21 protein-coding genes are annotated in these 23715 nt (G+C 39.8%); 10 read left to right on the plus strand and 11 right to left on the minus strand.

The window, feature by feature from the left end; genetic code table 11:
• Positions 1-217: 217 nt before the first annotated feature.
• Together CWB78_RS18810 and CWB78_RS17055 are read left to right on the plus strand one after the other, a co-directional pair.
• Positions 218-394, plus strand: a complete 177-nt coding sequence (locus CWB78_RS18810) for a hypothetical protein (protein WP_171040358.1) — start codon at positions 218-220, stop codon at positions 392-394.
• Complete coding sequence (locus CWB78_RS17055) at positions 387-674, plus strand: hypothetical protein (protein WP_138596653.1); 288 nt, start codon at positions 387-389, stop codon at positions 672-674. Before CWB78_RS18810 ends, CWB78_RS17055 begins: the two co-directional genes overlap by 8 nt.
• Before the next feature lie 195 nt (positions 675-869).
• Here the strand turns inward: CWB78_RS17055 and CWB78_RS17060 are convergent, their stop codons facing one another.
• Positions 870-1811: a LysR family transcriptional regulator gene (locus CWB78_RS17060; RefSeq protein ID WP_171040360.1), complete on the minus strand. Its 942-nt coding sequence runs from the start codon at positions 1809-1811 to the stop codon at positions 870-872.
• Positions 1812-1937: 126 nt separating this feature from the next.
• Here CWB78_RS17060 and CWB78_RS17065 point away from each other — a divergent pair, with 126 nt between their 5' ends.
• Positions 1938-2594, plus strand: a complete 657-nt coding sequence (locus tag CWB78_RS17065) for a nitroreductase family protein (protein ID WP_138596657.1) — start codon at positions 1938-1940, stop codon at positions 2592-2594.
• 45 nt (positions 2595-2639) lie between these two features.
• On the opposite strand, the gene CWB78_RS17070 is transcribed toward CWB78_RS17065, so the two are convergent.
• The 5 genes from CWB78_RS17070 to dapB form a co-directional block, all read right to left on the minus strand.
• Positions 2640-3698: a S66 family peptidase gene (locus tag CWB78_RS17070; protein ID WP_138596659.1), complete on the minus strand. Its 1059-nt coding sequence runs from the start codon at positions 3696-3698 to the stop codon at positions 2640-2642.
• 169 nt (positions 3699-3867) lie between these two features.
• Positions 3868-4344 (minus strand): transcription elongation factor GreA, encoded by a 477-nt coding sequence (gene greA / locus CWB78_RS17075; RefSeq protein WP_010388635.1) that lies wholly within the window; start codon positions 4342-4344, stop codon positions 3868-3870.
• Positions 4345-4394: 50 nt separating this feature from the next.
• Positions 4395-7613, minus strand: a complete 3219-nt coding sequence (gene carB / locus CWB78_RS17080; RefSeq protein ID WP_055012948.1) for a carbamoyl-phosphate synthase large subunit — start codon at positions 7611-7613, stop codon at positions 4395-4397.
• Between the two features lie 16 nt (positions 7614-7629).
• The gene (gene carA / locus CWB78_RS17085; RefSeq protein WP_008113125.1) at positions 7630-8766 is read right to left on the minus strand and encodes a glutamine-hydrolyzing carbamoyl-phosphate synthase small subunit; all 1137 of its coding nucleotides are present in this window, start codon (positions 8764-8766) and stop codon (positions 7630-7632) included.
• 362 nt (positions 8767-9128) lie between these two features.
• Positions 9129-9926, minus strand: a complete 798-nt coding sequence (dapB, locus tag CWB78_RS17090; protein ID WP_109874504.1) for a 4-hydroxy-tetrahydrodipicolinate reductase — start codon at positions 9924-9926, stop codon at positions 9129-9131.
• Positions 9927-10233: 307 nt separating this feature from the next.
• Between dapB and CWB78_RS17095 the strand changes: the two genes are divergently transcribed.
• Together CWB78_RS17095 and CWB78_RS17100 are read left to right on the plus strand one after the other, a co-directional pair.
• A complete protein-coding gene (locus CWB78_RS17095) occupies positions 10234-11547 on the plus strand; it encodes a Na+/H+ antiporter NhaC family protein (protein WP_010388632.1) in 1314 nt (437 codons plus the stop codon).
• Positions 11548-11665: 118 nt separating this feature from the next.
• Positions 11666-12454: a nucleoside-binding protein gene (locus CWB78_RS17100; protein WP_171040359.1), complete on the plus strand. Its 789-nt coding sequence runs from the start codon at positions 11666-11668 to the stop codon at positions 12452-12454.
• Between the two features lie 78 nt (positions 12455-12532).
• Here the strand turns inward: CWB78_RS17100 and CWB78_RS17105 are convergent, their stop codons facing one another.
• A complete protein-coding gene (locus tag CWB78_RS17105) occupies positions 12533-14437 on the minus strand; it encodes a hypothetical protein (RefSeq protein ID WP_138596663.1) in 1905 nt (634 codons plus the stop codon).
• Between the two features lie 105 nt (positions 14438-14542).
• A complete protein-coding gene (locus CWB78_RS17110) occupies positions 14543-15340 on the minus strand; it encodes a M48 family metallopeptidase (RefSeq protein ID WP_010388626.1) in 798 nt (265 codons plus the stop codon).
• A gap of 170 nt (positions 15341-15510) precedes the next feature.
• Between CWB78_RS17110 and CWB78_RS17115 the strand changes: the two genes are divergently transcribed.
• Positions 15511-16710, plus strand: a complete 1200-nt coding sequence (locus CWB78_RS17115) for a Bcr/CflA family efflux MFS transporter (protein ID WP_075169080.1) — start codon at positions 15511-15513, stop codon at positions 16708-16710.
• A 27-nt stretch (positions 16711-16737) separates the two neighbouring features.
• Here the strand turns inward: CWB78_RS17115 and grpE are convergent, their stop codons facing one another.
• Both grpE and CWB78_RS17125 read right to left on the minus strand, forming a co-directional pair.
• Positions 16738-17349, minus strand: coding sequence for a nucleotide exchange factor GrpE (gene grpE, locus CWB78_RS17120; protein WP_008113139.1), 612 nt, complete (start codon positions 17347-17349; stop codon positions 16738-16740).
• Positions 17350-17407: 58 nt separating this feature from the next.
• A complete protein-coding gene (locus tag CWB78_RS17125; RefSeq protein ID WP_008113140.1) occupies positions 17408-18373 on the minus strand; it encodes a hypothetical protein in 966 nt (321 codons plus the stop codon).
• Positions 18374-18540: 167 nt separating this feature from the next.
• Here CWB78_RS17125 and nadK point away from each other — a divergent pair, with 167 nt between their 5' ends.
• The 4 genes from nadK to CWB78_RS17145 all read left to right on the plus strand — a co-directional run bounded on the left by nadK (position 18541) and on the right by CWB78_RS17145 (position 22172).
• Positions 18541-19425, plus strand: coding sequence for an NAD(+) kinase (nadK, locus tag CWB78_RS17130; protein WP_008464501.1), 885 nt, complete (start codon positions 18541-18543; stop codon positions 19423-19425).
• Positions 19426-19500: 75 nt separating this feature from the next.
• The gene (locus tag CWB78_RS17135) at positions 19501-20058 is read left to right on the plus strand and encodes a hypothetical protein (RefSeq protein ID WP_138596665.1); all 558 of its coding nucleotides are present in this window, start codon (positions 19501-19503) and stop codon (positions 20056-20058) included.
• 75 nt (positions 20059-20133) lie between these two features.
• A complete protein-coding gene (gene recN, locus CWB78_RS17140; RefSeq protein ID WP_008113147.1) occupies positions 20134-21807 on the plus strand; it encodes a DNA repair protein RecN in 1674 nt (557 codons plus the stop codon).
• Between the two features lie 47 nt (positions 21808-21854).
• Positions 21855-22172, plus strand: a complete 318-nt coding sequence (locus CWB78_RS17145) for a hypothetical protein (protein WP_138596667.1) — start codon at positions 21855-21857, stop codon at positions 22170-22172.
• Positions 22173-22295: 123 nt separating this feature from the next.
• On the opposite strand, the gene CWB78_RS17150 is transcribed toward CWB78_RS17145, so the two are convergent.
• The gene (locus CWB78_RS17150) at positions 22296-23711 is read right to left on the minus strand and encodes a glutamate synthase small subunit GltD family protein (RefSeq protein ID WP_013465171.1); all 1416 of its coding nucleotides are present in this window, start codon (positions 23709-23711) and stop codon (positions 22296-22298) included.
• Positions 23712-23715: the final 4 nt, after the last annotated feature.

The following is a 23715-nucleotide window of genomic DNA, read 5'->3' on the forward strand; positions in this document are numbered from 1 at the left end:
TACAAAACGTCTGATCCGCAAGTGGCGCGGCAAAGACCCTATCGTCGATGGCCAACCAGCAACGACCAATAGTTAATTCAGTAAAATCCCAACCAAAAAAGCTCGGCATAATTATGCCGAGCTTTTTATTTATAGTTAAAAAATAGCATTAAACTATTTGCCAGTTTTTCTCCCTACTGGTAACTTAACTCTAAACTTTGCTCTAAAAGGATTAACCATGGGCACAATTCAGCTTATCTTATTTATCGCCTTTGCCGTATTGACTACTTTGGGTTACAAAAAGAATAACCGCAATTTAATGCTTTTGGGTACAATAACTATTTCTTTTGCATTTGTAGGATTAGAATTTTTACTTGGGTTTGATGAAGGATTATCAAGGGCTAACTATGAATAAAAAAGTAATACATTTGCCAAGTATGTTACTTTATTTGATCGCCTTATTTACGTTTACTGGTGGCATTATTGACTCCACCTATTCGAGCTTTCTCATTGGTTTTGGCTTTTGTTTTATGGGCTTTGCAAGCATTCGCTTAATCCCTGCAAACTTTCTTACTCGTAAACTAACTAGCCCTATAGCACAAACCCTTGTTCGCAAAAGAAATATAGCTACACAAATTATCGGATTTTTATTACTCATTACTGGGTTAGCTTTATCTATGTTACTCAACATATAATTGTGTAATTAAAAATATCCTATGATGAATACAATAAATTACTCGTTTTTATGCCTTTTACGTGATGATATTTAATAATCATATTTAGGAAAGGTACAGCTAAGTGCCTCCCTCAGCCTAAACATATTCCTCATAAAGGGTTTAATTGGCGTTTTTTAAAAACTATTTAAGTTAACGTTACTAAACGTGTATTTGTTACTCGTTAATTAATATACGTTTATCAACAATCCCCTGCTTTACTAGCTGATTCAATATGTGAGCGGTTTTTTCTCTGCACACATCACGCAATAGTCGTACAGCGGGAGTAATCGATTGCCTGCTTGGGCAAATGAGCCACAGCTCACCACAGGTATGCTGGTAATTATTCATCACAGTAACAACCCGTTTGTTCAATAAGTCATCGGCAATATCTAACGCTGATTTAACTGCTAAACCTTTACCTGCAACACACCAACGCCTGACTAAATCGCCATCGTTTGAAGCTCGTCTGCCCTGCATTTTAACTTTGTATTTTTTTTGCCCGTCGGTAAATTCCCACACATTATTGATAATATCTTGCAGCTGGTAAAATAACCCATGATGCTGCGCTAAATCGTCAGGGTGCTCTGGCTCACCATATTTAGCTAAATAGGTAGGTGTAGCACAAAGTAGTCGCGGTACGTTGCAAATTTTAAATCCATATACACTACTATCACTGGGTGAGCCATAACGTAGTGCTATATCAACCGAATCACGAAAAAAATCGATATTGCTATCGCTAATGTGCGTACGCAAGCTCACACTTGGGTACTTATCCATAATGTCATCAATCCAAGGGATCACTAAGTTGCGCCCTAAATCAGATGAGGTAGCTACCCGTAACTCCCCTTCAATGGCATCATGTTCTCCTTTAAGGTTTTGCCTTGCCGTTTCAAGCACGGCCAGAGCTTGTTCGCATTGGGGAATGTATCGCTCCCCTGCACTAGATAAACGCAAATGACGAGTGGTTCTAATAAATAATTCACAGCCAAGTGCCAACTCTACACGCTTAATAGCAGCACTGGCCGTTGCTGTGCGCATATCTAACTTGGCTGCTGCTAGCGTAATACTTCGACACTCAGCTACTTTTAAAATTAGTTTTAAGTCATCAATCTGCATATTATCTATTTTTATTTGATAATGATTCAATAATTATGCTGTTTATTTTAAATAAAGCAAATCGTATTATGTTGCTCATGCACTCAATGAACACTATTTATCAACCCTTTTTATTATGGAGAGACTATGACTCACCCTATTATTCGCGATCTTGAAAGCCGCCACACCGCTAAACGTTATGATTCTACAAAGCGCATTTCTCAAGACGATTTAGCGGTATTGTATAATGCTATGCGTCTTTCTCCTTCGTCAATTAATTCACAGCCTTGGAAATTTATTGTGATTGAATCTGATGCCGCAAAAGAGCGTATGCACAGTACCTTTGCTAATAAGTTTCAATTTAATCAGCCACACATTAAAGCGGCATCACACATTATTTTATTCGCTCATAATCCGCAATATACCCGTGAAAACTATGGCCAAGTAATTGATGCTGATATAAAAAATGGCCGAACTCAAACAGAAAACCGCGAGCAAGCTTTTGGCGCCTTTGCGTTTGTGGATTTAAATACCGATGAGCAGGGTAATAATGCCGCTTGGACTAAAGCACAAACCTACATTGCTTTAGGCAATACTATGCATGCAGCAGCGCGCTTAGGGATTGATACCACACCGATGGAAGGCGTTGATGCACAACTGATTGGCGAAGAGTTCGCAAGCGAATTAGATGGCTACATCTGTGATGTCGCACTTGCGCTGGGCTACCATGACGCAGAAGAAGACTACAATGCTAAGCTGCCAAAATCACGTTTAAGCAAAGAACAAATTATTCAGGTTTTATAAGTCATAACTGCTCACTTTAAATAGTAAGTGAGCAGTTTATTATTACTAGGCTAGTTTTGTGACCACAGATGCACTGAGCACTTTGCCTTGTTCAACATCTGCGGTAACAGTGCATAATGCACCATTAACTAAGTTTAAATTAGGAGGAATGTGGCCAATATCAGCATCAATGATCACCGGAAATAAACACCCACCAAAAGCGGCATTTAAGCCTTGGCGATAATCAAACCCTGGGTCTTGCCCTTGTAAGGTCACATGACGACCAATAATCACCCCATTTATATCATCAAACATGCCCGCTAATTTAAGTGACAATAAAAACCTTGCAACGGTCGCTGGCGTGAGCTCTGCGCTTTCTAAATAAAGTACAATACCTTGCGAGGCATTGTGCTTTTTAAACTCATGCAGAGCTAAAAAAGGCGAATCAAGTAACAGCCCAACCGTATCAAGACACCCACCAAACAACCGCCCTGACATTTCAATACTGCGCTTATCGGTGTAATTTAAACATTGCCATTGGGTGGGAACGCTGTGATCAAATAATGCATTCGGGTTTTGTGCGTAATCAGGCTTGCTATGTTGATGGTAAGTCGAGGGGGCTTGCTCAAACTCACTGCTAGCCTCATAGCTTAGGCTTTCAAAAATTTGTAAACAATACGGGTCTTTTTCATCAGGGTGTAATTGAATTAAATTAGCGCTATGCAGTGTTGCCCAATTACATTTTGCTGTCAGTGCACAAGCAATCGTACTGACATCTGAATAGCCCACTAACCATTTAGGCTTAGCGTTTTTAATTGCGCTAAAATCAAGCAGAGGCAATATTTCCATTGCCAGCTCTCCGCCCATTGGCGGCATGATCGCATCTATTTCATCATCTAATAAAAAGTCCATTAATTGCTTGGCATGCTGCTTAGCTATAAGTTGAGTTCGCGGCTCGTTTTGACGTAAAAACTCCCCCTCAACAATCTGATAACCTCGATGTTTTAAGCCATTAATGACAATATCTAACCGTGGATGGTATTTTGATTTGATCCCCGCTGATAAAGAACACACGGCGATTTTAGATCCCACTGTTAAAGGTGCCGGATACAGTATATTTGCCATATTATTTCCTTATTGAAGAATAGGTTACTACCATAACAACATAGCCTACATTTACAAACAATGAATAATATTCAACCGATTCTAAACCAAATATAAAAACCAAGCATAAAAAAACCAGTGCTTATTACTAAGCACTGGTTTTTATAAAACGTTAAAGTGAGTTAACTAATTAAATATACTCAACCTCAATGATTTCGTACTCTACATCACCTTTTGGCGTTTTGATAATCACAGCGTCATCCGCTTGTTTACCAATTAAGCCGCGAGCAATTGGTGAATTAACAGAAATTAAATTACTTTTAATATCTGCTTCATCATCGCCAACAATCTGATATTTAACTTCAGCGTCGGTTTCAACATTAACGATGGTTACTGTAGTCCCAAAAATCACTTTACCTGTATTAGGCATCTTTGTTACGTCAATCATCTGCATGTTTGAAAGTTTTGCTTCAATTTCTTGAATACGGCCTTCACAAAAACCCTGTTGCTCACGCGCAGCGTGATACTCAGCATTTTCTTTTAAGTCACCGTGTTCACGTGCATCAGCAATATCAGATACAATTTTTGGACGGGTAACAGTTTTTAATTCGTTAAGCTCATCGCGCAATAATTTTGCGCCACGAACTGTCATTGGAATTGATTGCATACTTTTCTCACTTAATCCCAAGGCCATGGTTATGGCCTTGGCACATTTCCTTAGTTCAATCGCAGGTGTAGTTCTTGAACAGACGTCACTTTACTGCGGTCATCTGCTTGGTTAGCAGTACAGTTAGCAAATGCCGCATTCAATGTCGTAGTATAATTGGTTTTGTGCTGCAATGCACCACGACGTAACACCTTCGAATCTTCAATCGCTTGGCGACCTTCGGTGGTATTAACGATATAGCTATACTCGCCATTTTTGATTCTATCAAGAATGTGCGGACGACCTTCATATACTTTATTTACACGGCGAACCGTAATTCCAGCATCTTCAAGTGCAGCAGCTGTTCCACCTGTTGCATCTAGCTCAAAACCAAGGTCTGTCATGGTTTTAGCTAGTTCTACAATACGTGGCTTATCGCTATTACGTACAGATAGTAACGCGCGACCACCACGTGGTAAAGTGTTGCTTGCACCTAATTGTGCTTTTGCGAACGCTTCGGCGAAAGTATCACCAACACCCATTACTTCACCCGTAGAGCGCATTTCTGGGCCACGGATAGGATCCACGCCTTGGAACTTAGCAAATGGCAATACCACTTCTTTTACGCTGTAGTAAGGTGGAATCACTTCTTTAGTAATGCCTTGGCTTGCTAAAGATTGACCCGCCATACAACGTGCCGCTACTTTTGCAAGTGCTACACCCGTTGCTTTAGATACAAATGGAACTGTACGTGCTGCACGTGGGTTTACTTCGATTAGATACACTTTGCCATCTTTAACCGCAAACTGTGTATTCATCAAACCAACTACGCCAAGTTCAAGTGCCATATCAGTTACTTGCTTACGCATCACATCTTGCACTTCTTGCGTTAGCGAGTGAGCTGGTAATGAACATGCTGAGTCACCAGAGTGAACGCCTGCTTGTTCAATATGCTCCATGATGCCGCCAATAATCACTTGCTCGCCGTCGCAAATTGCGTCAACGTCAACTTCTATCGCGTTATCTAAGAAACGGTCTAGTAATACTGGCGCTTCATTTGATGCAGATACGGCTTCGGTCATGTAACGACGCAAGTCTTGCTCATCGTATACAATTTCCATCGCACGACCACCTAATACGTACGAAGGACGTACTACCAGTGGGAAACCAATTTCAACTGATTTAAGTAGTGCTTCTTCAGTAGAGGTAACCGTCGCATTTTCTGGTTGCAGTAAGTCTAAACGCTCAACAAGTTGTTGGAAACGCTCACGGTCTTCTGCACGGTCAATGGCATCAGGTGAAGTACCAATTACAGGCACACCGTTAGCTTCAAGCTCACGCGCTAGTTTAAGTGGTGTTTGACCACCGTACTGCACGATAACGCCTTTTGGCTTTTCAACACGTACAATTTCTAGTACGTCTTCAAGCGTAATTGGCTCAAAGTATAAACGATCAGATGTGTCGTAATCGGTAGAAACCGTTTCAGGGTTACAGTTAACCATGATGGTCTCGTAGCCGTCTTCGCGAAGCGCAAGGGCTGCGTGTACACAACAGTAATCAAATTCAATACCTTGGCCGATACGGTTAGGACCGCCACCAATTACCATGATTTTATCACGGTCAGATGCGTTAGCTTCACATTCTTCATCGTAAGATGAGTACATGTAAGCAGTGTCTGAGCTAAATTCTGCGGCGCACGTATCAACGCGTTTGTAAACAGGTACAATATTGAGTTGATGGCGCTTTTTACGAATTTCAGCTTCTGATACACCAGCAATTTCTGCAATACGCGGATCTGCAAAGCCTTTGCGTTTAAGTTTACGCAAGAAGTCCGCATTTAAGCCGGCCATACCGACTTCTGAAATTTTAGCTTCATCTTTTAGGATGTCTTCAATTTGTACTAAGTACCAAGGGTCAATCTTAGTCAGTTCGAACACATCTTCAACGCTCATTCCATGGCGCATCGCATCGGCAATGTACCAAATACGCTCTGCACCAGGCTCACGTAATTCACGAATGATTTTTTCTTTTGCTTTCGGGTCGTCAAGCGCCACAATTGGGTTAAAGCCCGTTGCGCCTACTTCTAAACCACGTAATGCTTTTTGCAATGACTCTTGTTGGTTACGACCAATCGCCATTACTTCGCCCACTGATTTCATTTGCGTTGTTAAACGGTCGTTTGCACCGGCAAATTTTTCAAAGTTAAAGCGAGGAATTTTTGTTACCACGTAATCGATTGAAGGCTCAAACGATGCTGGTGTTTTACCGCCAGTAATATCATTCTGTAACTCGTCTAACGTGTAACCTACAGCAAGCTTAGCTGCGATTTTAGCAATCGGGAAGCCTGTTGCTTTAGATGCAAGCGCTGATGAACGTGATACACGCGGGTTCATCTCGATGATAACCATACGGCCATCAACTGGATTTACACCAAATTGTACGTTTGAACCGCCGGTTTCAACACCAATTTCACGCAATACGGCCATAGAGGCGTTACGCATGATTTGGTATTCTTTGTCGGTTAATGTTTGTGCTGGCGCAACAGTGATTGAGTCACCTGTGTGCACACCCATTGGGTCAAAGTTTTCAATAGAACAAACGATGATGCAGTTGTCTTTTTTGTCACGAACAACTTCCATTTCGTATTCTTTCCAACCAATTAACGATTCATCAATTAATAACTCGCTGGTTGGTGAAAGGTCTAAACCGCGCTCACAGATTTCTTCAAACTCTTCCATGTTGTAAGCCACACCGCCACCGGTGCCGCCCATTGTGAAAGAAGGACGAATAATACACGGTAAGCCGATTCGGGTCATGGTATCGCGAGCTTCATCCATTGAATGGGCAATTTCAGCACGTGGACATTCAAGGCCGATGTTACGCATAGCAACATCAAAACGCTCACGGTTTTCTGCTTTATCGATTGCATCGGCTGTTGCGCCAATAAGCTCAACGCCATGCTTTGCCAATACACCGTGCTTATCTAAATCAAGCGCACAGTTTAATGCCGTTTGACCACCCATTGTAGGCAGTACAGCATCTGGCTTTTCTTTTTCAATAATTTTTTCTACCACTTCCCAGTGAATTGGTTCGATGTATGTTGCATCGGCCATTTCTGGGTCGGTCATGATAGTTGCTGGGTTTGAGTTAACTAATATAACTCTATAGCCTTCTTCTCTTAGTGCTTTACACGCTTGAGCACCAGAGTAGTCAAATTCACAAGCTTGACCAATTACAATTGGGCCTGCGCCTAAGATAAGAATGCTTTTTATATCGGTACGTTTTGGCATTATTACTCCGGTTAAATTAGTGGTTACGCGCTTGCATCAAGTCGATGAAGTGGTCAAATAATGGGGCTGCATCGTGCGGACCAGGACTTGCTTCAGGATGACCTTGGAAGCTAAACGCTGGTTTATCTGTACGGTGAATACCTTGTAATGTACCGTCAAATAACGATTTGTGCGTAGCACGTAAGTTATCTGGTAATGTGGCTTCATCTGCAGCAAAACCGTGGTTTTGTGCAGTGATCATTACAACATCGCGGTCAAGATCTTTAACTGGGTGGTTACCACCATGGTGGCCAAACTTCATTTTTACTGTTTTAGCACCTGAGGCAAGTGCTAGTAGTTGATGCCCTAAACAAATACCAAAAATTGGCGTGTCGGTTTCTAAAAAGGTTTTAATTGCATCAATGGCATAAGTACATGGCTCAGGATCGCCAGGGCCGTTTGATAAGAAAATACCATCTGGGTTTAAGGCTAGTACGTCAGCGGCAGAGGTTTGTGCTGGGACAACGGTCAGTTTACAACCACGATCAACAAGCATACGTAAAATGTTACGTTTAACACCGAAGTCGTAGGCAACAACATGAAACTTTTCATCATCAGCGTGTAAGGTTTTAAACCCCTCGCCTAATGTCCAGCTTGATTCGCGCCACTCAAAATTTTCCTTGGTTGAGACAACTTTTGCTAAATCCATACCTTTTAAGCCTGGGAAGGCTTGCGCGGCTTCGAGCGCTTTTTTCTCGTCTAGTTCGTCACCAGCAACAATACAGCCATTTTGTGCGCCTTTGTCACGCAAAATACGGGTTAGTTTTCTGGTGTCGATGTCCGCAATACCTAAAATATTACGTTCTTTTAAGTAATCATCTAACGATTGCTCGTTACGAAAATTACTTGCTAGCAGTGGCAAATCACGGATCACTAGGCCTTTAGCCCAAATGTGACTCGCTTCTTCGTCTTCGCTGTTGGTACCCGTATTACCGATATGTGGGTACGTCAAAGTTACGATTTGTTCCGCGTACGATGGATCAGTCAAAATTTCTTGATAACCAGTCATAGACGTATTGAATACTACTTCACCGACTGACATGCCGTCAGCGCCGATTGCAGTACCGCGAAACACTGTGCCGTCTTCTAGGACTAACAGAGCGGATTTAGTCAAGTTAAACCTCCTAACAGTAAAAAACGGGAGTAAACAAATTGCTTAACACCCCGCCAATACCCAAATAATTGGTCAAAACCTGATTTCTGTGAGCTTAAATTGTTTTACGCAGTCTTAAATGATGCCGATGTAAACCACTAAACCTTCATTCATTTTTCTTGCCTAAAACTCTTTTTATTCCCACACAAACCCCGGTTTTGCTAACCATATGAGTATAATTGGAAACACGCATTTAGTAATTTTTGGCAAATTGGCTGCATTCTACATGAAGTTGGCTTTTAGGTCTAACGCTAATTAGTAAATTGCAATAAATAAGTGGTTATAACAAAAAACCACCTCAAAGCGTTAAAAAAGGAACTTAACTACTTTAAATCTAGCACATCTTGCATATCATAAAGTCCTGCTGGTTTATTTTTCAACCACTGCGCAGCTCTTATAGCACCTAGGGCGAAGGTCATTCGAGAACTTGCTTTATGGGTTAATTCAAGTCTTTCGCCCATTGTAGCGAAGTAGGCCGTGTGTTCACCTACTATATCGCCGCCTCTTAGCACCGAATAGCCAATTTCATTTTGTGATTTGGCCTGCTCTATGTTGTTACGATCATAAACAGCAACCTCATCATGATCCCACCCTTTAGCCTGTGCAATCGACTCGCCAATAGCTAAAGCTGTACCCGATGGCGCATCGATTTTATGGCGATGATGCGCTTCAAAAATTTCAATATCTAAATCATCGCCTAATTTTGTCGCTGCTGTTTGCACTAAGTTAAGCAGTAAATTTACGCCCACGCTATAATTACGCGCAAATACGATCGGGATATGTTTAGCGGCATCTGTTAATAGAGCCATATCATCATGAGTTAAGCCAGTGGTGCCAATTACCATAGGTGTTTTTTTCTCAACAGCTGTTTTTAAGTGATTTCTCATGCCTTGTGGAAGGGTAAAGTCTATAAGCACATCTACATTTTCAACCTGCTGTTCACTGCTAAAGTGAATGTCTTTAGCCGCTGCACTATTAAGTTGATTAACCGATAGACCGACTAACTCAGACTCACTGCGTACATAGGCCGCCGCTAATTGTGAATTTTTATTGATTGTTGCTGCTTCTAAAAGTGCCAGGCCCATACGGCCATTCGCACCAAACACACCTACTCGATTCATCTTTTTACAACCTATGTATTTTTTAGTTAGCTAGATTTTATCTAAAACTCATGTAATAGTCAGGAAAGCTTATAAAAAAGCTTCGATTATTTTAATAATAATAATAACAGATAGTCTTTGCATTTAGCCATCTATACATTTAAACTTCTTTTTTTGCGCCGATTTGGTCTTTGGCTTGCGGGCGCTGTTGAGTTACTTATCTGGTTAGATAGTAAAACAAACACTAAATTCAGCTAAAAGAGGGATGCTTTGGCTGTTTAATATATCAATCGATTTCGATTGCTATGAATAATTAACGAGGATTATGATGCAGCCATCATTTGATAAAAATAAAGCAAGATTTTCTTTGCTCCCCCTACTCACCTTTGTTGCTATTTTTTTAGGCTCAGGCTTATATTTGCAGTCTCAAGGGGTTGATTATGCATTTTATCAACTCCCAGCACCGGTCGCTATTTTACCTGCGATTGTTTTAGCCTTTATTTTAAATAAAGCCAGTATTAATCAAAGTGTAGAAACCTTTATTAAAGGCGTGGGTAATAACAATATTATTACCATGTGTCTTATCTATTTATTAGCAGGTGCTTTTTCTGCGGTTGCAGGGGCAACCGGTGGCGTTGACGCGGTTGTTAATGCTGGTCTCTCACTTATTCCCCCTTCATTACTTCTGCCTGGTTTGTTTTTAATTGCCGCGGTTATCTCTACTGCGATGGGCACGTCAATGGGAACTATCGGTGCTATTGGCCCAATTGCTTATGCAGTATCAATGAAAACAGGGATTGATCCCGCATTAATGGCCGGTACCATTGTTTCTGGCGCTATGTTTGGTGATAACCTATCAATAATTTCTGACACTACGATTGCAGCTACCCGCACGCAAGGCTGTGAAATGAAAGATAAGTTTAAAGAAAATCTTAAAATTGCGATTCCAGCCGCTATCCTTACTATTGCACTTTTGTTATTTTTGACGCCAGCTGCGCAAGTTGTTGAAACTAAAGACTACGATATTTTATTGGTGCTTCCTTATGCCTTTATTTTAGTACTGGCAGTAATGGGCTTTAATGTATTTGTAGTACTGTTAAGCGGTATTGTTTTCGCCGCATTGATGGGCTTTACCGGAAGCTATGAAGGCGCCAGCTTTGTAAAGGATATTTACCAAGGTTTTAGCGACATGCAGGAAATATTTTTACTGTCTATGTTTATTGGTGGCCTCTCTGAGTTTATTCGTATTAATGGCGGCCTCGACTACATCGCGCAAAAAATTCAAGCAATCACTAAGGTCATTGCAAAATGGCATCGCAAGGTAGCGGATCAGTTAGGGATAGCTGCATTAGTGCTAACCAGCAATATGTGTATTGCTAACAACACAGTGTCTATTATTGTGACTGGCCCTATTGCTAAAAAGCTGGCTGACGATGGCGAAATTAGTGGTAAACGTTCTGCCAGTTTATTAGATATTTTTGCCTGTGTTACCCAAGGGTCTTTACCTTACGGCGCACAAGCACTTCTGCTTGGTGCTACATTTAAAATTAGCCCATGGGAAGTATCAACCTCATCTTACTACTGCTTTATTTTAGCCTTTACCGCTATTGCGGTTATTTGTTTACGTCGTAATAAAGCTTAAATCTTCTTTAAACAGTGTATTAGCCACATGCTAGTACGCTGTTTATGACAATAAATAATTAACAAATTAACCGTCTTTGCTATAATGTGGTATTCAGCGTGTCACATAAAATATGGTTATGAAAATTAAAAACTTACTTCCTCTCGTTGCACTTAGTGCGTGTACCTTAAGTTCAACAACTACTGCTGCTAATTGGAGCAGTACTGCGCTTCATATTAACAACGGTAATCATAAAAACCCGTTCACTGAACAAAAATCAAATACCACGGTTTATTCATTGCAACATGCTTCAGGCCATGACTATGGGGATAACTTTTTCTTTATTGATTACAGCACTGATGGCAATGACGATAACTACCAAGATCAAGACTTTTACTTTGAAGGTTATTCTACGCTTAGCTTATCGGCCGTTATGGACGAAAAAGTAGCGTCTGGTGCGCTCGTTGATGTTGGCCTAACCATGGGTATTAATGCCGCAGGCGATGCTAAAGTTGTTAAATACTTACCGGGTGTAAAATTAAGCTGGGATGTACCTGGTTTTAATTTCTTATCAACCCTTGTGACTGCCTATATTGATGATAGTGAAGGTGTTGCGAAAGGCGGTGCGCCAATTGAAACCAACAGCTGGATGTTTGACGTTGCTTTTGAATATCCATTTATGATTGGCTCACAAAAATTTAGTGTTAAGGGTCATGCGGAATATATTGCTGAGCGTGAAGATGAGTTTGGTAATGACGTACGCGCTTGGTTTTTAGCTCAACCTATTATTGTATGGGATATGGGGCATGCGCTAGAGATGAAAGAAAACACATTACTGTTAGGTATGGAGTGGCAGTACTGGCATAACAAACTTGGTACAGATGTTACAGAGTCAGTTCCACAAGTACACATAGAGTGGACTTTTTAATAACAAAGTAAATTAAAAAGTGCGAACCATTTCGCACTTTTTTAAGTTCAAAAATATATGTTTTATCTAATTGTTAACCTATCGGCAATTAACTGAGAAGTAGTCGTCCCCGCTCTTTACTTCTAACTCAGGAAAATGTGTTATCAGACGGTTATAGCCTTCTTTAGATCGGATTTTGAGAGCAAATGAAGCTCGAAGATGTTGCGATTCAATGTGAGCTCCATTGCGAGTAAAAAAGTTTATAAATGCTTTATTTTTCTTATTTTCATAGGTCATTGGATCACCGGAATGAATAGAAAGTTCTGAATAATTTTGGATAAAGAAATAAAGAGGATCCAATTCATTTTTATTATCATAAGCAACGCCACCCAGCCTAGTGTTTAATATAGCGAAGGGTTCAAAAACGCCTTCAGCTGAAAACCTATTCAATAAAATCTGCGCATCCTTTAACTGCTCGAAATTTAATGAATTAAGCCACAAAGTTAATCCTTTTAATCCTGCGAATCCTCCTAACAATTCCGAATGACTACTTAACGGTTTCAAACCAACATTACTTAGTCTAGCTATAATTTCTTGCTCATTTAAGCTAGTTGCTTGGAGGTAATCTCGAGCAATAATAACTGCTAATATAGATTTTGTTTCAGGTAACAAAGCAGGTAAATCTAAGGTTTCTAAATCGAGTTCTTGCAATGAGGTGTTTTGATTACCAATTGCTTGATTAATTATCTTACTCGCTGCAGTAAATTGACTTTTTATTAACGGTAGGTTTTGTAAAGCTTGTTTATTTTTGCAGTGCTTAAACTCAGGTGAAGATTTGATCTTTGCAATAAAAGGCTGGTCTTTAAATGTTTCAATTTCATTGGGTGTTAATTCACGGCTTGTAAACCAATCCTTCGTTGATTGACACTTTTTGAGGTCCAGTTGTTGCTCGTCAGTTAAATTGTTTTCTTTTATATTCAATTGCAATATAGGGTTCGGTTTCTCTATGTCATCGATTAAAGCGATTTTAATGACGATCCCTTCGTTATTTAATTTCTCAACCCCCTTATTGACCTTTTCATTACTAAACCAAGGGTGTGTGATTTTTTGATAAAAAACCTGCTTCTCTAATAACCCTAAAAGAGTTAGGAACAATTTATGCTCTGTTGGATTAGTAATTTCATAATCTTCACCACCTATAATAGTGAGAAAATTCAATGCTAATTTATTATCAAAGCTTACATCTGATAACTTTAAATCAGGGTAACGCTGCAAAAGCATGATAGCGGATTGTAGCTGCTGTTTAGTCAACAACAGATTTAAAATTGAATTTAAAGGAGAAAGTTGATTATTGTTAAGTACATCATATGGGATTTCTGAAAAAGTCCGTTCAATTTCGTTAAAAATTTCAACGGCAGAGGTATTTGTTGAGCTGACCTTTTTGTAAATCGTATCTGTGGGCAAGTTTTTCCAAAGTATATCCAAAAGGTCAGTGTAATCAACAACAGTTGTTATGTTTAAGTCAGGTGCGTTAACATAATCGTATTGAGCGATTAATCTTTCACTATTCGGTATTGATTGTAAAATCGGAAACAACTTTTCAACTGACTCTGCTAATGCTGCTTTATCGTACCAAGTTTTAGCCACTGACCAGTAACTCGAAAACCATATTGCCTCGGCGACCTGCTTTGCTGTATACCCGTTTTTAAATGCTTGTGATGCTTTTAGCTCAATATCACGTTCATTATTATCTCGTAACTGATACTGCTTATAATTTAGCTCTTTGCATTGTTCCTCATTCGGGATATCAGTAGGAAATGGCTGTTTAACATAAATGTTTTTGGCGTTTATGTTATTCCCGAAATTAGCTTTTGGCTTTTTAATACCAACATTGGCTTCTGTTGGTGCAAGCAGGATTGAATTTTGACGCTTACTGGATAATATACTAAAAAATATAACTAAACTGATCAAAACAACGCTAATGATTACAACTATTTTTTTCATCCTTGAATCTTCCTATTTTTGGCCTACTTCAAACCACATGTTTTCATTTACAAGTTAGTTTGATTAAGCTCGCAAACTAATGTTAAACGAGCTTATAAGGTTTTGTTAAAACTTACACTGCGGATTTTTACCTTGTGCTTTAGCTGTTTTTTGCTCACTAAGCGCTTTACCCATTTGCGATTGTAAATTTGCAATACGGCTTGTTGGTGCTGGGTGAGTTGATAAAAACTCTGGCGTTGCCCCACTGCCCGCTTGACTCATATTTTGCCAAAGCGTAACAGACTCTTTAGGGTTGAAACCTGCTTGCGCCATTAAATCTAAACCAATAACGTCAGCTTCTGTCTCATGTGAACGACTAAACGGTAAAACCACACCATATTGAGCGCCAAGACCAAGTCCTTGCATAATTTCATTGCGGTATTGCACGTTGCCCATTTCAAGCGCCGCACTGCCCACTTTCATTCCGGTTTGTAAAATAGAGCTTTGTGAAACACGTTCATTTGAGTGCTCTGCAATCACATGACCGACTTCATGACCTAAAACAGTTGCAAGCTGATCTTGATTTGTAGCAATTTTTAATAATCCAGTGTGCACGCCAATATAACCACCTGGCAATGCAAAAGCGTTTGCAGATTCATCTTCAAAGACCACCACTTCCCAATTTTGAGATGCATAATCTGTAGGAAGCACGGCTACTACTTTGTCAGCAATACAATTGACGTAACTGTTAACTTTTGGGTCTTTATTTACCGGCTGATTTTTTTTCATTTCTGCAAAACTGGCAGTGCCCATCTGACTCATTTGTTGGTCTGAGTAAAGCGCAATTTGCGTTCGTCCAGTTGGTGATGTTTTACAACCTACTAATACTGCACTAGCAAGTACTGCCAAAACCAATTTCTTCATTATGTTACCCTAGATCATTGTTTTATTAAGTATAGAATAGCAAACGCGGTGTTAGTTTAAAATCTTTGCTTTTTGCGATTAAACAATTAAGTTAGCAGGCAAACTAAGTTTATCCAACGCCATTGCCCTGCTATACTGCCCAACCTATATTCGTTGTTTTGAGTTTTTAAATGAGCGCTTCGGCTTCTTCTTTTAATACCCGTATTTTATTGCCTTTATTAGCCAGTATTGTGGCAATCACGCCTTTAGCCATCGATATGTACTTACCGGCGATGCTGGTAATTGCCAACGATCTCAATACTAGCATGCCAAATGTTCAAATCTCGTTGAGTATCTATTTAGCAGGTTATGCATTGGGCATGTTATTTTTTGGCCCTATAGCCGATCAAATTGGCAGGCGTAAACTAGCGCGAATAGGGCTCAGTTTATTTGGCTTAAGTTCACTCGCATTGGCATTTACTACTGAAGTGCATACTTTTTGGGTGTTAAGAGCGGTACAGGCATTTACTGGGGCAGCTGCCACGGTTGTGGTTCCAGGGATTATTAGACACATATATCAAAAAAATACTGCTAAGGGTATGTCGTACGTGTCTATGATTATGATGATAGCGCCTTTACTTGCCCCCTCTATCGGCTCAGTTATTTTAGGCTTTTCGCTTTGGTCGACTATTTTTATCGTTTTAGCGGCTTATAGCTTTGTAATTTTACTTTTTGTGCAGCGTTATTTAATCGATATCCCGATATTTAAAAATGATCGAAAAGGGTTATCGCTATTCTTTTCGAGTTACAAAGTGGTATTAAGCAACCCGCACGCCCGCGCTGATATTTTAAGCTCGATGTTTGTGTCGTTTGGCTTTTTTTGCTTTTTAACCTCGGTTCCATATATTTACCTCGACTTATTTAAAGTATCGGAACAATTGTTTGGCCTGCTATTCGCTTTTAATGTAATGGCGCTGATGTTTGGTAACTTTTTAAATACTCGCGTAGTGCCACGTATTGGCTCACGAAAAATGCTTTATTACGGGCTAATGTGTGGTTTTTTATCTGGCACAGCATTACTCAGCTTTAGTGTGTTGCATTTATCGCTTTACTTTATTGTTGCGGCTATTGCCCCGTTAATGATGAGCTTAGGCATAATAGCAAGTAATGCAGATTCATTAATTTTGATGAAGTTTGAACAAAATACCGGAACTGCTACGGCGGTTATCGGCACCTTGCGTTTTGGTAGTGGCGCATTAGTAGGCCCTATATTAGCGGTAATGCATGCACAAAGTGCGGTTCCATTTTCTAGTTTAATGTTTAGTGCGGTGGTACTTACAATACTGGTGCAGTTAATACATTATTTTAAAGACAAAAAAAATGCCTCATAATGAGGCATTTTTAAATTGTATACTTAATTAAGCGTCAGCGGCTTTAGATACCATAACCATTGCAGGGCGTAATAAACGACCGTTTAACGTGTAGCCTTTTTGCATTACTGCTAAAACAGTATTTGGTGTTACATCGTTGCTTGGTTGGATTGACATTGCTTGATGAAAGTCTGGGTTAAACTGCTCACCTTGAGGGTTTACAATTTCAACACCAAATTTAGCTACCGCGTCGTTAAAGCTTTTCACTGTCATATCAATGCCTTCAAGTAAAGGCTTAAGCGTTTCATTTTCTTTATCAGAAAACTCAATAGCACGCTCTAAGTTATCTATAACAGGGAGTAATTCATTAGCAAACTTTTCTAGTGCAAATTTGTGTGCTTTTTCTACATCTTGTGCAGCGCGACGACGCATATTGTCCACATCTGCAGCAGCGCGAACTACGCTATCTTTTTGATCTGCAATAGTTTGCTTTGCAGTTTCAAGCTCGGCATATAACATAGCAATTTCTGCTTCAGGGCTTTGCTCTTGCTCAGCATGTTGTTCTGCTGCTTCAACTGCCGCCTCAACGTCAGCTTCCATTTGCGTCACTTCTTCGTTCAGTTCTACTTCTTGCTCTGGGTTTTGTGTCTGCTCAGACATAAAATATACGCTCCAATTCTTTACAACTGCGGTAATTATGGGGATTGAATAAAAAGATTCAAGAGCTCAAAGGCTCTAATAATTTAAATTCTTGGATTATTTTCTCTAATTGCGCTGATTTTGGACAAATAACACAAAAGCGACTCTGATATTCTTGATTTTGAAAATACGGCACACTAATCACAATGAGTTCATCGCAGCTACTGAACGGTAAGTTTTCAGTATTGAGAATAGAGACCCCATTTTTAAAAGCGAGTTTATCTTCAACAAAATTTAAAAATGATACACCAATATTAAGGCTTTGCTCACAATCTATTTTTTTATAAAGATAGTTTTCGCCAACAACGATACTGTTATCTGAGCCTAATTTTTGGCTTAGCTCACGGGTCCATTGAGTTAAAGAGTCATGACAATTACGCGGAGCCGTATTGGCCATTGCCTGCATTCGGTAGAGGCCTTCAATTAAAGATTGTTGACTAAAAACCGTATTGAGCCAAGTCGCAAATTCATAGCGTTGACTATCGCTAGGGTCATGAGGCTTATTAATACAAATATTGTGGCTCTGCCCTGCTCTATCTAAGAGTAAAATAAGCCAGTTGTTTGCATCAAAGTCGAGCACTTCTACCCTAAATACCTGCTGTGTTCTAACCTGCGGTAGCCCCACACAACAGCATACTTGGTAACGTTGACTCAAGCCATGCGCTAGCTCAACCAATTGTGCCTGCTCAGGTTGCCAATAATTAGCAATATCATTGAGCGTAAAAAACTCATCAAACCAATAGTCAAACCCATCATTGGTTGGCACTCGGCCAGCCGATGTATGTGGTGAATACAACAAGCCTATTTTTTCAAGGCGCGCCATCGCGTTACGCACAGTGGCAGAGCATACCGCCATACCTTTTTGCTTTGCAATTTTTGTTGACGGCACAGGTAAGCCATCGCCATTACAGTACATACTCATAACAGCGGCAAATATTTGCTGATCTCGTGGGTTTAGTTTCATGTTATCTACATCTTTATGCATAGCTGTTATATCGGGGCTAAGTATTATTATTTCAAGTATAAAAAATACAATAAATCTAAATTTTACAGTGAATTAATTAAATCCGCTGGTTATTACTAAGATCTGTGTTTTCAAACACTTCTGTTTTAGGTTACTCTACAAATATTAGAACTCTCAGTGTATTTATTATGGACTCTCCCTTTAACACTATCGGCTTGATTGGTAAGCCAAATCATCCTAATGCTGCCGCTACTTTACAACGATTACATACGTTTTTATTAGCTTTAGGCTTTGAGGTGATTGTTGAAAAACGTACAGGGAGTCAACTTAGTGATGTACCGAGCGACAAACTCGTAAAGCTCGTTGATTTAGGCGAGCGTGCCGACTTGGCGATTGTGGTTGGAGGCGATGGCAACATGCTGGGTGCTGCACGGGTGCTTGCTCGCTTTGATATAGCCGTAATTGGTGTAAATAGGGGTAATTTAGGCTTTTTAACTGATTTGAATCCAGAAGGGTTTGAGGGTAGCTTAGAACAGGTACTCAGCGGCGATTACATTGAAGAAAAACGTTTTTTATTAGAAGTTGAAGTGTATCGTCATAACGAACTTAAAAGCGCTAATTCTGCAGTAAACGAAGCAGTACTTCATGCTGATAAAGTAGCACATATGATTGAGTTTGAAGCCTTTATAAACGATGACTTTGTATTTTCTCAACGCTCCGATGGTTTGATTGTGTCGACTCCAACAGGCTCAACGGCATACTCTTTATCAGGCGGTGGGCCTATTTTAACACCAGAGCTTAATGCAATGTCACTGGTTCCGATGTTTCCACATACTTTATCAAGTCGCCCTTTAGTGGTGGATGCTGATAATGAAGTGCGTTTAAAGCTTAGTTTAGAAAATACTGATAGCTTACAAGTAAGCTGTGACAGCCATGTTGTACTCGCCGTATTACCGGGTGATGAGGTAGTTATACGTAAAGCTGACAAAAAATTACGCTTAATCCACCCAAAAAATTATTCTTATTATAATGTGCTACGTAAAAAGCTAAATTGGGGTAGCCGGTTATACTAATTTTATTGCCAAACATGCAACTTTAGCGCAAAATATCGGGCTAGAATTTTTAAATATCATCAGGAAAAAGTAGTAATGACTTATGTAGTGTTTCTTGCTTTATTATTATTAATTACTTTACTTGGCAGCTACTTGCTAATTGAGAGTAATCGAAAAAAAACCATTGAAGCAAAGAAAAAACTGTTTAACGAGCGCGTAGCAAGTACTCAATCACGTTTAAAAATAAAACTAAACGAATTACTTGATGCAAATGTCATCAGTGCTAAGCACCTTCCTCGAATTCAAGCAGTTGTAAGTAACTTTTTCGTGGTACAGCCTCACAACGATGAAAATTTAGTTAAGTTGGAATCGTTATGTGACCAACTTATTAACATACTTAACGAAGAGCTTATAAAAACCTATAAAAGTAATAATAGCCAAGCATTTGCCGACAGCACTCAATATTTTATAGCAGAGTTGCCAGCTCAAGGTATTTTATACAATAAAAATTTTTACCAAGAAGTCCTTCCTACGTTAATCTTAAAGTTGAAAACTGAAGACAACATACAACCAGTTGATAATATTGATCTTAACGATGAAACCCTCCCTATTGATGAAGAAAAAAAAACACTAATTGAGTCCAGCCTTGCTTAAAATATAGAAATTTAATTTGCAATAAACCAAAACACTGTATAAATTAACAGTTAATTCACTGGATGGATGAACAGTATGTTAATTGGTTTAGAAATTAAAAATTTTGCAATTGTAAGTAATTTAAGCACTGAATGGCATTCGGGCATGACCGCTATTACCGGTGAAACGGGTGCGGGTAAATCAATCGCTATTGATGCGTTATCATTGTGCCTTGGAGAACGAGCAGAGGCTTCAGCTGTGCGCCCAGGCACTGATAAAGCCGAGGTAAGTGCGCAATTTGATTTAAGCAATTTGCCACACGCCCATGCATTTCTAGAAGAGAACATGCTTAATAATGACGATAACGAATGTCTACTTCGTAGAGTTGTTTGCAAGAATGGCCGCAGCAAAAGCTACATTAATGGTAGCCCTGTCACCGCTGCACAGCTAAAAGAGCTAGGCCAATATTTAATTTCTATACACGGTCAACATGCACACCAGCATCTATTAAAAGCAGAGCATCAATTACAGCTACTGGATGCTTACGCTGGGCACCAAAATCTAGTTAATGCTGTAAGCCAACGCTATAAACGTTATGCTGATTTACAAAAAGAATTTAAACAACTAGAACACCAACAACAACAACAAGCTGCGCAAAAACAATTATTAGAATATCAAGTGGCTGAGCTTGATGAATTTGCGTTGCAAGCTGGTGAGTTTGAACAAATAGAAGCAGAGCATTATAAGCTCAGTAACAGCCAAACTATTTTGCAATCTTGTCAGCGCGAGCTACAACATTTATACGAAAGTGATGAGCAAAATGCGTGCTCTCTTTTACAACACAGCGCACAACAATTTAATGAACTTGCACATTATGATGAAACCCTGGCCAATGTAGCAGCATTACTGACAGAAGCAGCGGTTCAAGTTGAAGAAGCAAGCAGAGAAATACGCAATTATACTGAACAAGCTGACTTAGATCCTACTCGCTTAACGGAAGTAGAAAACAGACTCAGCGGCGCTATGGATTTAGCAAGAAAACACCATATAAAGCCACAAGAGCTCGTTGAGTTTCATCAAAATGTAACACAAGAACTAGACTCTATAAGCAGTAATAGTTCGCGCCTCGAACAGCTTGAAGGTGAAATTGCAGATGCTCTTGAAGATTATCAAACGGCTAGTGAGGAATTAAGTGCTAGCCGTCATCAATATGCTAATACACTTAATGGCTTGATCAGCGAAAGTATGGCTAACTTATCTATGGAAAATGGCGTATTTGAAATAGCTCTTACAGCACATACCGATCGCTCTCCTAATAGTTTAGGTTTTGATAATGTATCGTTTTTAGTATCAACAAACCCAGGGCAACCATTACAACCTCTAGCAAAAGTAGCCTCTGGTGGTGAGTTATCACGCATTAGTTTGGCTATTCAAGTTATTATTGCCCAAAAAGTAACGACTCCAACACTTATATTTGATGAAGTAGATGTCGGTATTTCTGGCCCTACAGCTGCTGCAGTTGGTAAACTGCTGCGCCAATTAGGTAAATCGACACAAGTAATTTGTGTAACCCATTTACCGCAAGTGGCCAGTAGCGCTCATCAGCAATTTTTTGTTGCCAAAGAAATTGCAGACGGTGAAACGTTTACTCATATGCTGGCATTAAATAAAGATGGCAGGGTTAATGAAATTGCGCGTTTGCTGGGTGGTGATAACATTAGCAAAACAGCTAAAGCAAATGCGAAAGAGCTTATAAAAGCGCACGGATAAAATTATACATTTATAGTGCGTTACCTTGATACGGTGAGGATACCTTGATGCAAACAACGGTCATTTATTTTGGCTTAGCAATTAACTGGCTACTACTTATAGTTAGTGTACTTTTAGCAATGTTTAGCAAGTTTAAACACACACAATTTAAACAAGGATTATATCGTTTTTTAAATGTGGCATTAATTGTACATATTATTATTGCTGTTATGTTAGTTTTTAGCAGCACAGCTATTACTGGCTTAATAACACTTAGTTTGTTGGTTATTGGCCTACAACTTGTTTGTAACGTTATCTGCTATAAAAGTGTGAAACGTCGACAAGCCAGAGTGAAACCGAGCCTTGATCACTTCTCGATGGATTAACTAACATAGCGTTTAAAAATGCCCGCAACCTGTGTATTGCGGGCATTTTTATTTGTAAAACTGAGGGAATAAAAAAGCAAACCCGAAGGTTTGCTTTTGACTCCATTCTAACAAAAGAATTATTTACACTTTTAAATAATCCATAATGCCTTCTGCAGCATTACGCCCCTCAAATATAGCAGTAACCACTAAGTCTGAACCACGAACAATATCACCACCAGCAAATATTTTAGGATTAGTGGTTTGATGGGTAAATTCACCTTGCTCAGGTGCATTAATACCGCCCCAGTGGTTAATTTCTACATCGTACTGTTCTAACCAGTCCATTTTATGTGGCTTAAAGCCAAATGCCATAATCACTTGTGTAGCTTCAATAATGTGCTCTGATCCGGGTACTTCCTCAGCGCGACGACGGCCGTTTTCATCTGCCTCGCCAAGCTGAGTTTTTACCATTTTAACGCCGGCTACAGCACCTTTGTCATCAAGTACAATCCCTTTAGGCTGAACGTTATAAGTAAAAATTACGCCCTCTTCTTTGGCATTTTTTACTTCGCGTTTTGAACCAGGCATGTTCTCTTCATCACGACGATAAGCACACGTTACTTTTAACGCGTTATGACGAATGGAGGTACGCACACAGTCCATTGCTGTATCACCACCACCTAGTACCACTACTTTTTGGTTTGCCATATCAATGCAAGCTTGTTTAGACTCATCGTAACCCATAACACGATTAGTGTTACCAATTAAGAATGGCAGGGCATCATGCACCCCCGGCGCATCTTCGTTCTCAAGCCCTGCACGCATACTTTGATAAGTCCCCACTCCCAAAAATACAGCGTCATACTCATTAAGAATTTCATCCATGCTAATGTCTTTACCTACTTCGACATTAAGTTTAAATTCAACACCCATTTCGGTAAATATTTCGCGACGTTTTTGCATGACTTCTTTTTCTAATTTAAAAGAAGGAATACCAAAGGTTAACAACCCACCAATTTCAGGGTGACGGTCAAATACCACAGGCTTTACGCCATTACGTACTAGAATATCAGCACAGCCTAACCCTGCTGGCCCAGCACCAATAATAGCCACTTTTTTATCAGTCCATGTCACATAAGACATGTCTGGCTTCCAGCCCATTTTGAACGCGGTATCGGTGATATATTTTTCAATATTACCGATTGTTACCGCTCCAAATTCTTCATCTAACGTACATGAGCCTTCGCATAAGCGGTCTTGTGGGCATACTCTTCCACACACCTCTGGCAAACTGTTAGTACGGTGCGAAAGCTCAGCGGCCTCTAAAATGCGCCCTGTACGGATCAGTTTTAACCATTGTGGAATATAGTTATGTACTGGACATTTCCACTCACAATAAGGGTTACCGCAATCAAGGCAGCGATCTGCCTGTGAATTAACTTGGTTTTCTGAAAAGGGTTCATAAATTTCTACGAACGATTTTTTACGCGACGAGATTGGTTTCTTGCGTGGGTCTACACGCTGCACGTCTATAAATTGATATACATTTTCGCTCATACTG

The organism is Pseudoalteromonas sp. S1612 (assembly GCF_005887175.1).
Classification (GTDB): Bacteria; Pseudomonadota; Gammaproteobacteria; order Enterobacterales; family Alteromonadaceae; genus Pseudoalteromonas; species Pseudoalteromonas undina.

What these genes read in the sequence shown, in the direction of transcription:
- CWB78_RS18810 (WP_171040358.1), top strand. Translation starts at nt 218, where the DNA reads ATGGGCACAATTCAGCTTATCTTATTTATCGCCTTTGCCGTATTGACT.
- CWB78_RS17055 (WP_138596653.1), top strand. Translation starts at nt 387, where the DNA reads ATGAATAAAAAAGTAATACATTTGCCAAGTATGTTACTTTATTTGATC.
- CWB78_RS17060 (WP_171040360.1), bottom strand. Translation starts at nt 1,811, where the DNA reads ATGCAGATTGATGACTTAAAACTAATTTTAAAAGTAGCTGAGTGTCGA.
- CWB78_RS17065 (WP_138596657.1), top strand. Translation starts at nt 1,938, where the DNA reads ATGACTCACCCTATTATTCGCGATCTTGAAAGCCGCCACACCGCTAAA.
- CWB78_RS17070 (WP_138596659.1), bottom strand. Translation starts at nt 3,698, where the DNA reads ATGGCAAATATACTGTATCCGGCACCTTTAACAGTGGGATCTAAAATC.
- greA (WP_010388635.1), bottom strand. Translation starts at nt 4,344, where the DNA reads ATGCAATCAATTCCAATGACAGTTCGTGGCGCAAAATTATTGCGCGAT.
- carB (WP_055012948.1), bottom strand. Translation starts at nt 7,613, where the DNA reads ATGCCAAAACGTACCGATATAAAAAGCATTCTTATCTTAGGCGCAGGC.
- dapB (WP_109874504.1), bottom strand. Translation starts at nt 9,926, where the DNA reads ATGAATCGAGTAGGTGTGTTTGGTGCGAATGGCCGTATGGGCCTGGCA.
- CWB78_RS17095 (WP_010388632.1), top strand. Translation starts at nt 10,234, where the DNA reads ATGCAGCCATCATTTGATAAAAATAAAGCAAGATTTTCTTTGCTCCCC.
- CWB78_RS17100 (WP_171040359.1), top strand. Translation starts at nt 11,666, where the DNA reads ATGAAAATTAAAAACTTACTTCCTCTCGTTGCACTTAGTGCGTGTACC.
- CWB78_RS17105 (WP_138596663.1), bottom strand. Translation starts at nt 14,437, where the DNA reads ATGAAAAAAATAGTTGTAATCATTAGCGTTGTTTTGATCAGTTTAGTT.
- CWB78_RS17110 (WP_010388626.1), bottom strand. Translation starts at nt 15,340, where the DNA reads ATGAAGAAATTGGTTTTGGCAGTACTTGCTAGTGCAGTATTAGTAGGT.
- CWB78_RS17115 (WP_075169080.1), top strand. Translation starts at nt 15,511, where the DNA reads ATGAGCGCTTCGGCTTCTTCTTTTAATACCCGTATTTTATTGCCTTTA.
- grpE (WP_008113139.1), bottom strand. Translation starts at nt 17,349, where the DNA reads ATGTCTGAGCAGACACAAAACCCAGAGCAAGAAGTAGAACTGAACGAA.
- CWB78_RS17125 (WP_008113140.1), bottom strand. Translation starts at nt 18,373, where the DNA reads ATGCATAAAGATGTAGATAACATGAAACTAAACCCACGAGATCAGCAA.
- nadK (WP_008464501.1), top strand. Translation starts at nt 18,541, where the DNA reads ATGGACTCTCCCTTTAACACTATCGGCTTGATTGGTAAGCCAAATCAT.
- CWB78_RS17135 (WP_138596665.1), top strand. Translation starts at nt 19,501, where the DNA reads ATGACTTATGTAGTGTTTCTTGCTTTATTATTATTAATTACTTTACTT.
- recN (WP_008113147.1), top strand. Translation starts at nt 20,134, where the DNA reads ATGTTAATTGGTTTAGAAATTAAAAATTTTGCAATTGTAAGTAATTTA.
- CWB78_RS17145 (WP_138596667.1), top strand. Translation starts at nt 21,855, where the DNA reads ATGCAAACAACGGTCATTTATTTTGGCTTAGCAATTAACTGGCTACTA.
- CWB78_RS17150 (WP_013465171.1), bottom strand. Translation starts at nt 23,711, where the DNA reads ATGAGCGAAAATGTATATCAATTTATAGACGTGCAGCGTGTAGACCCA.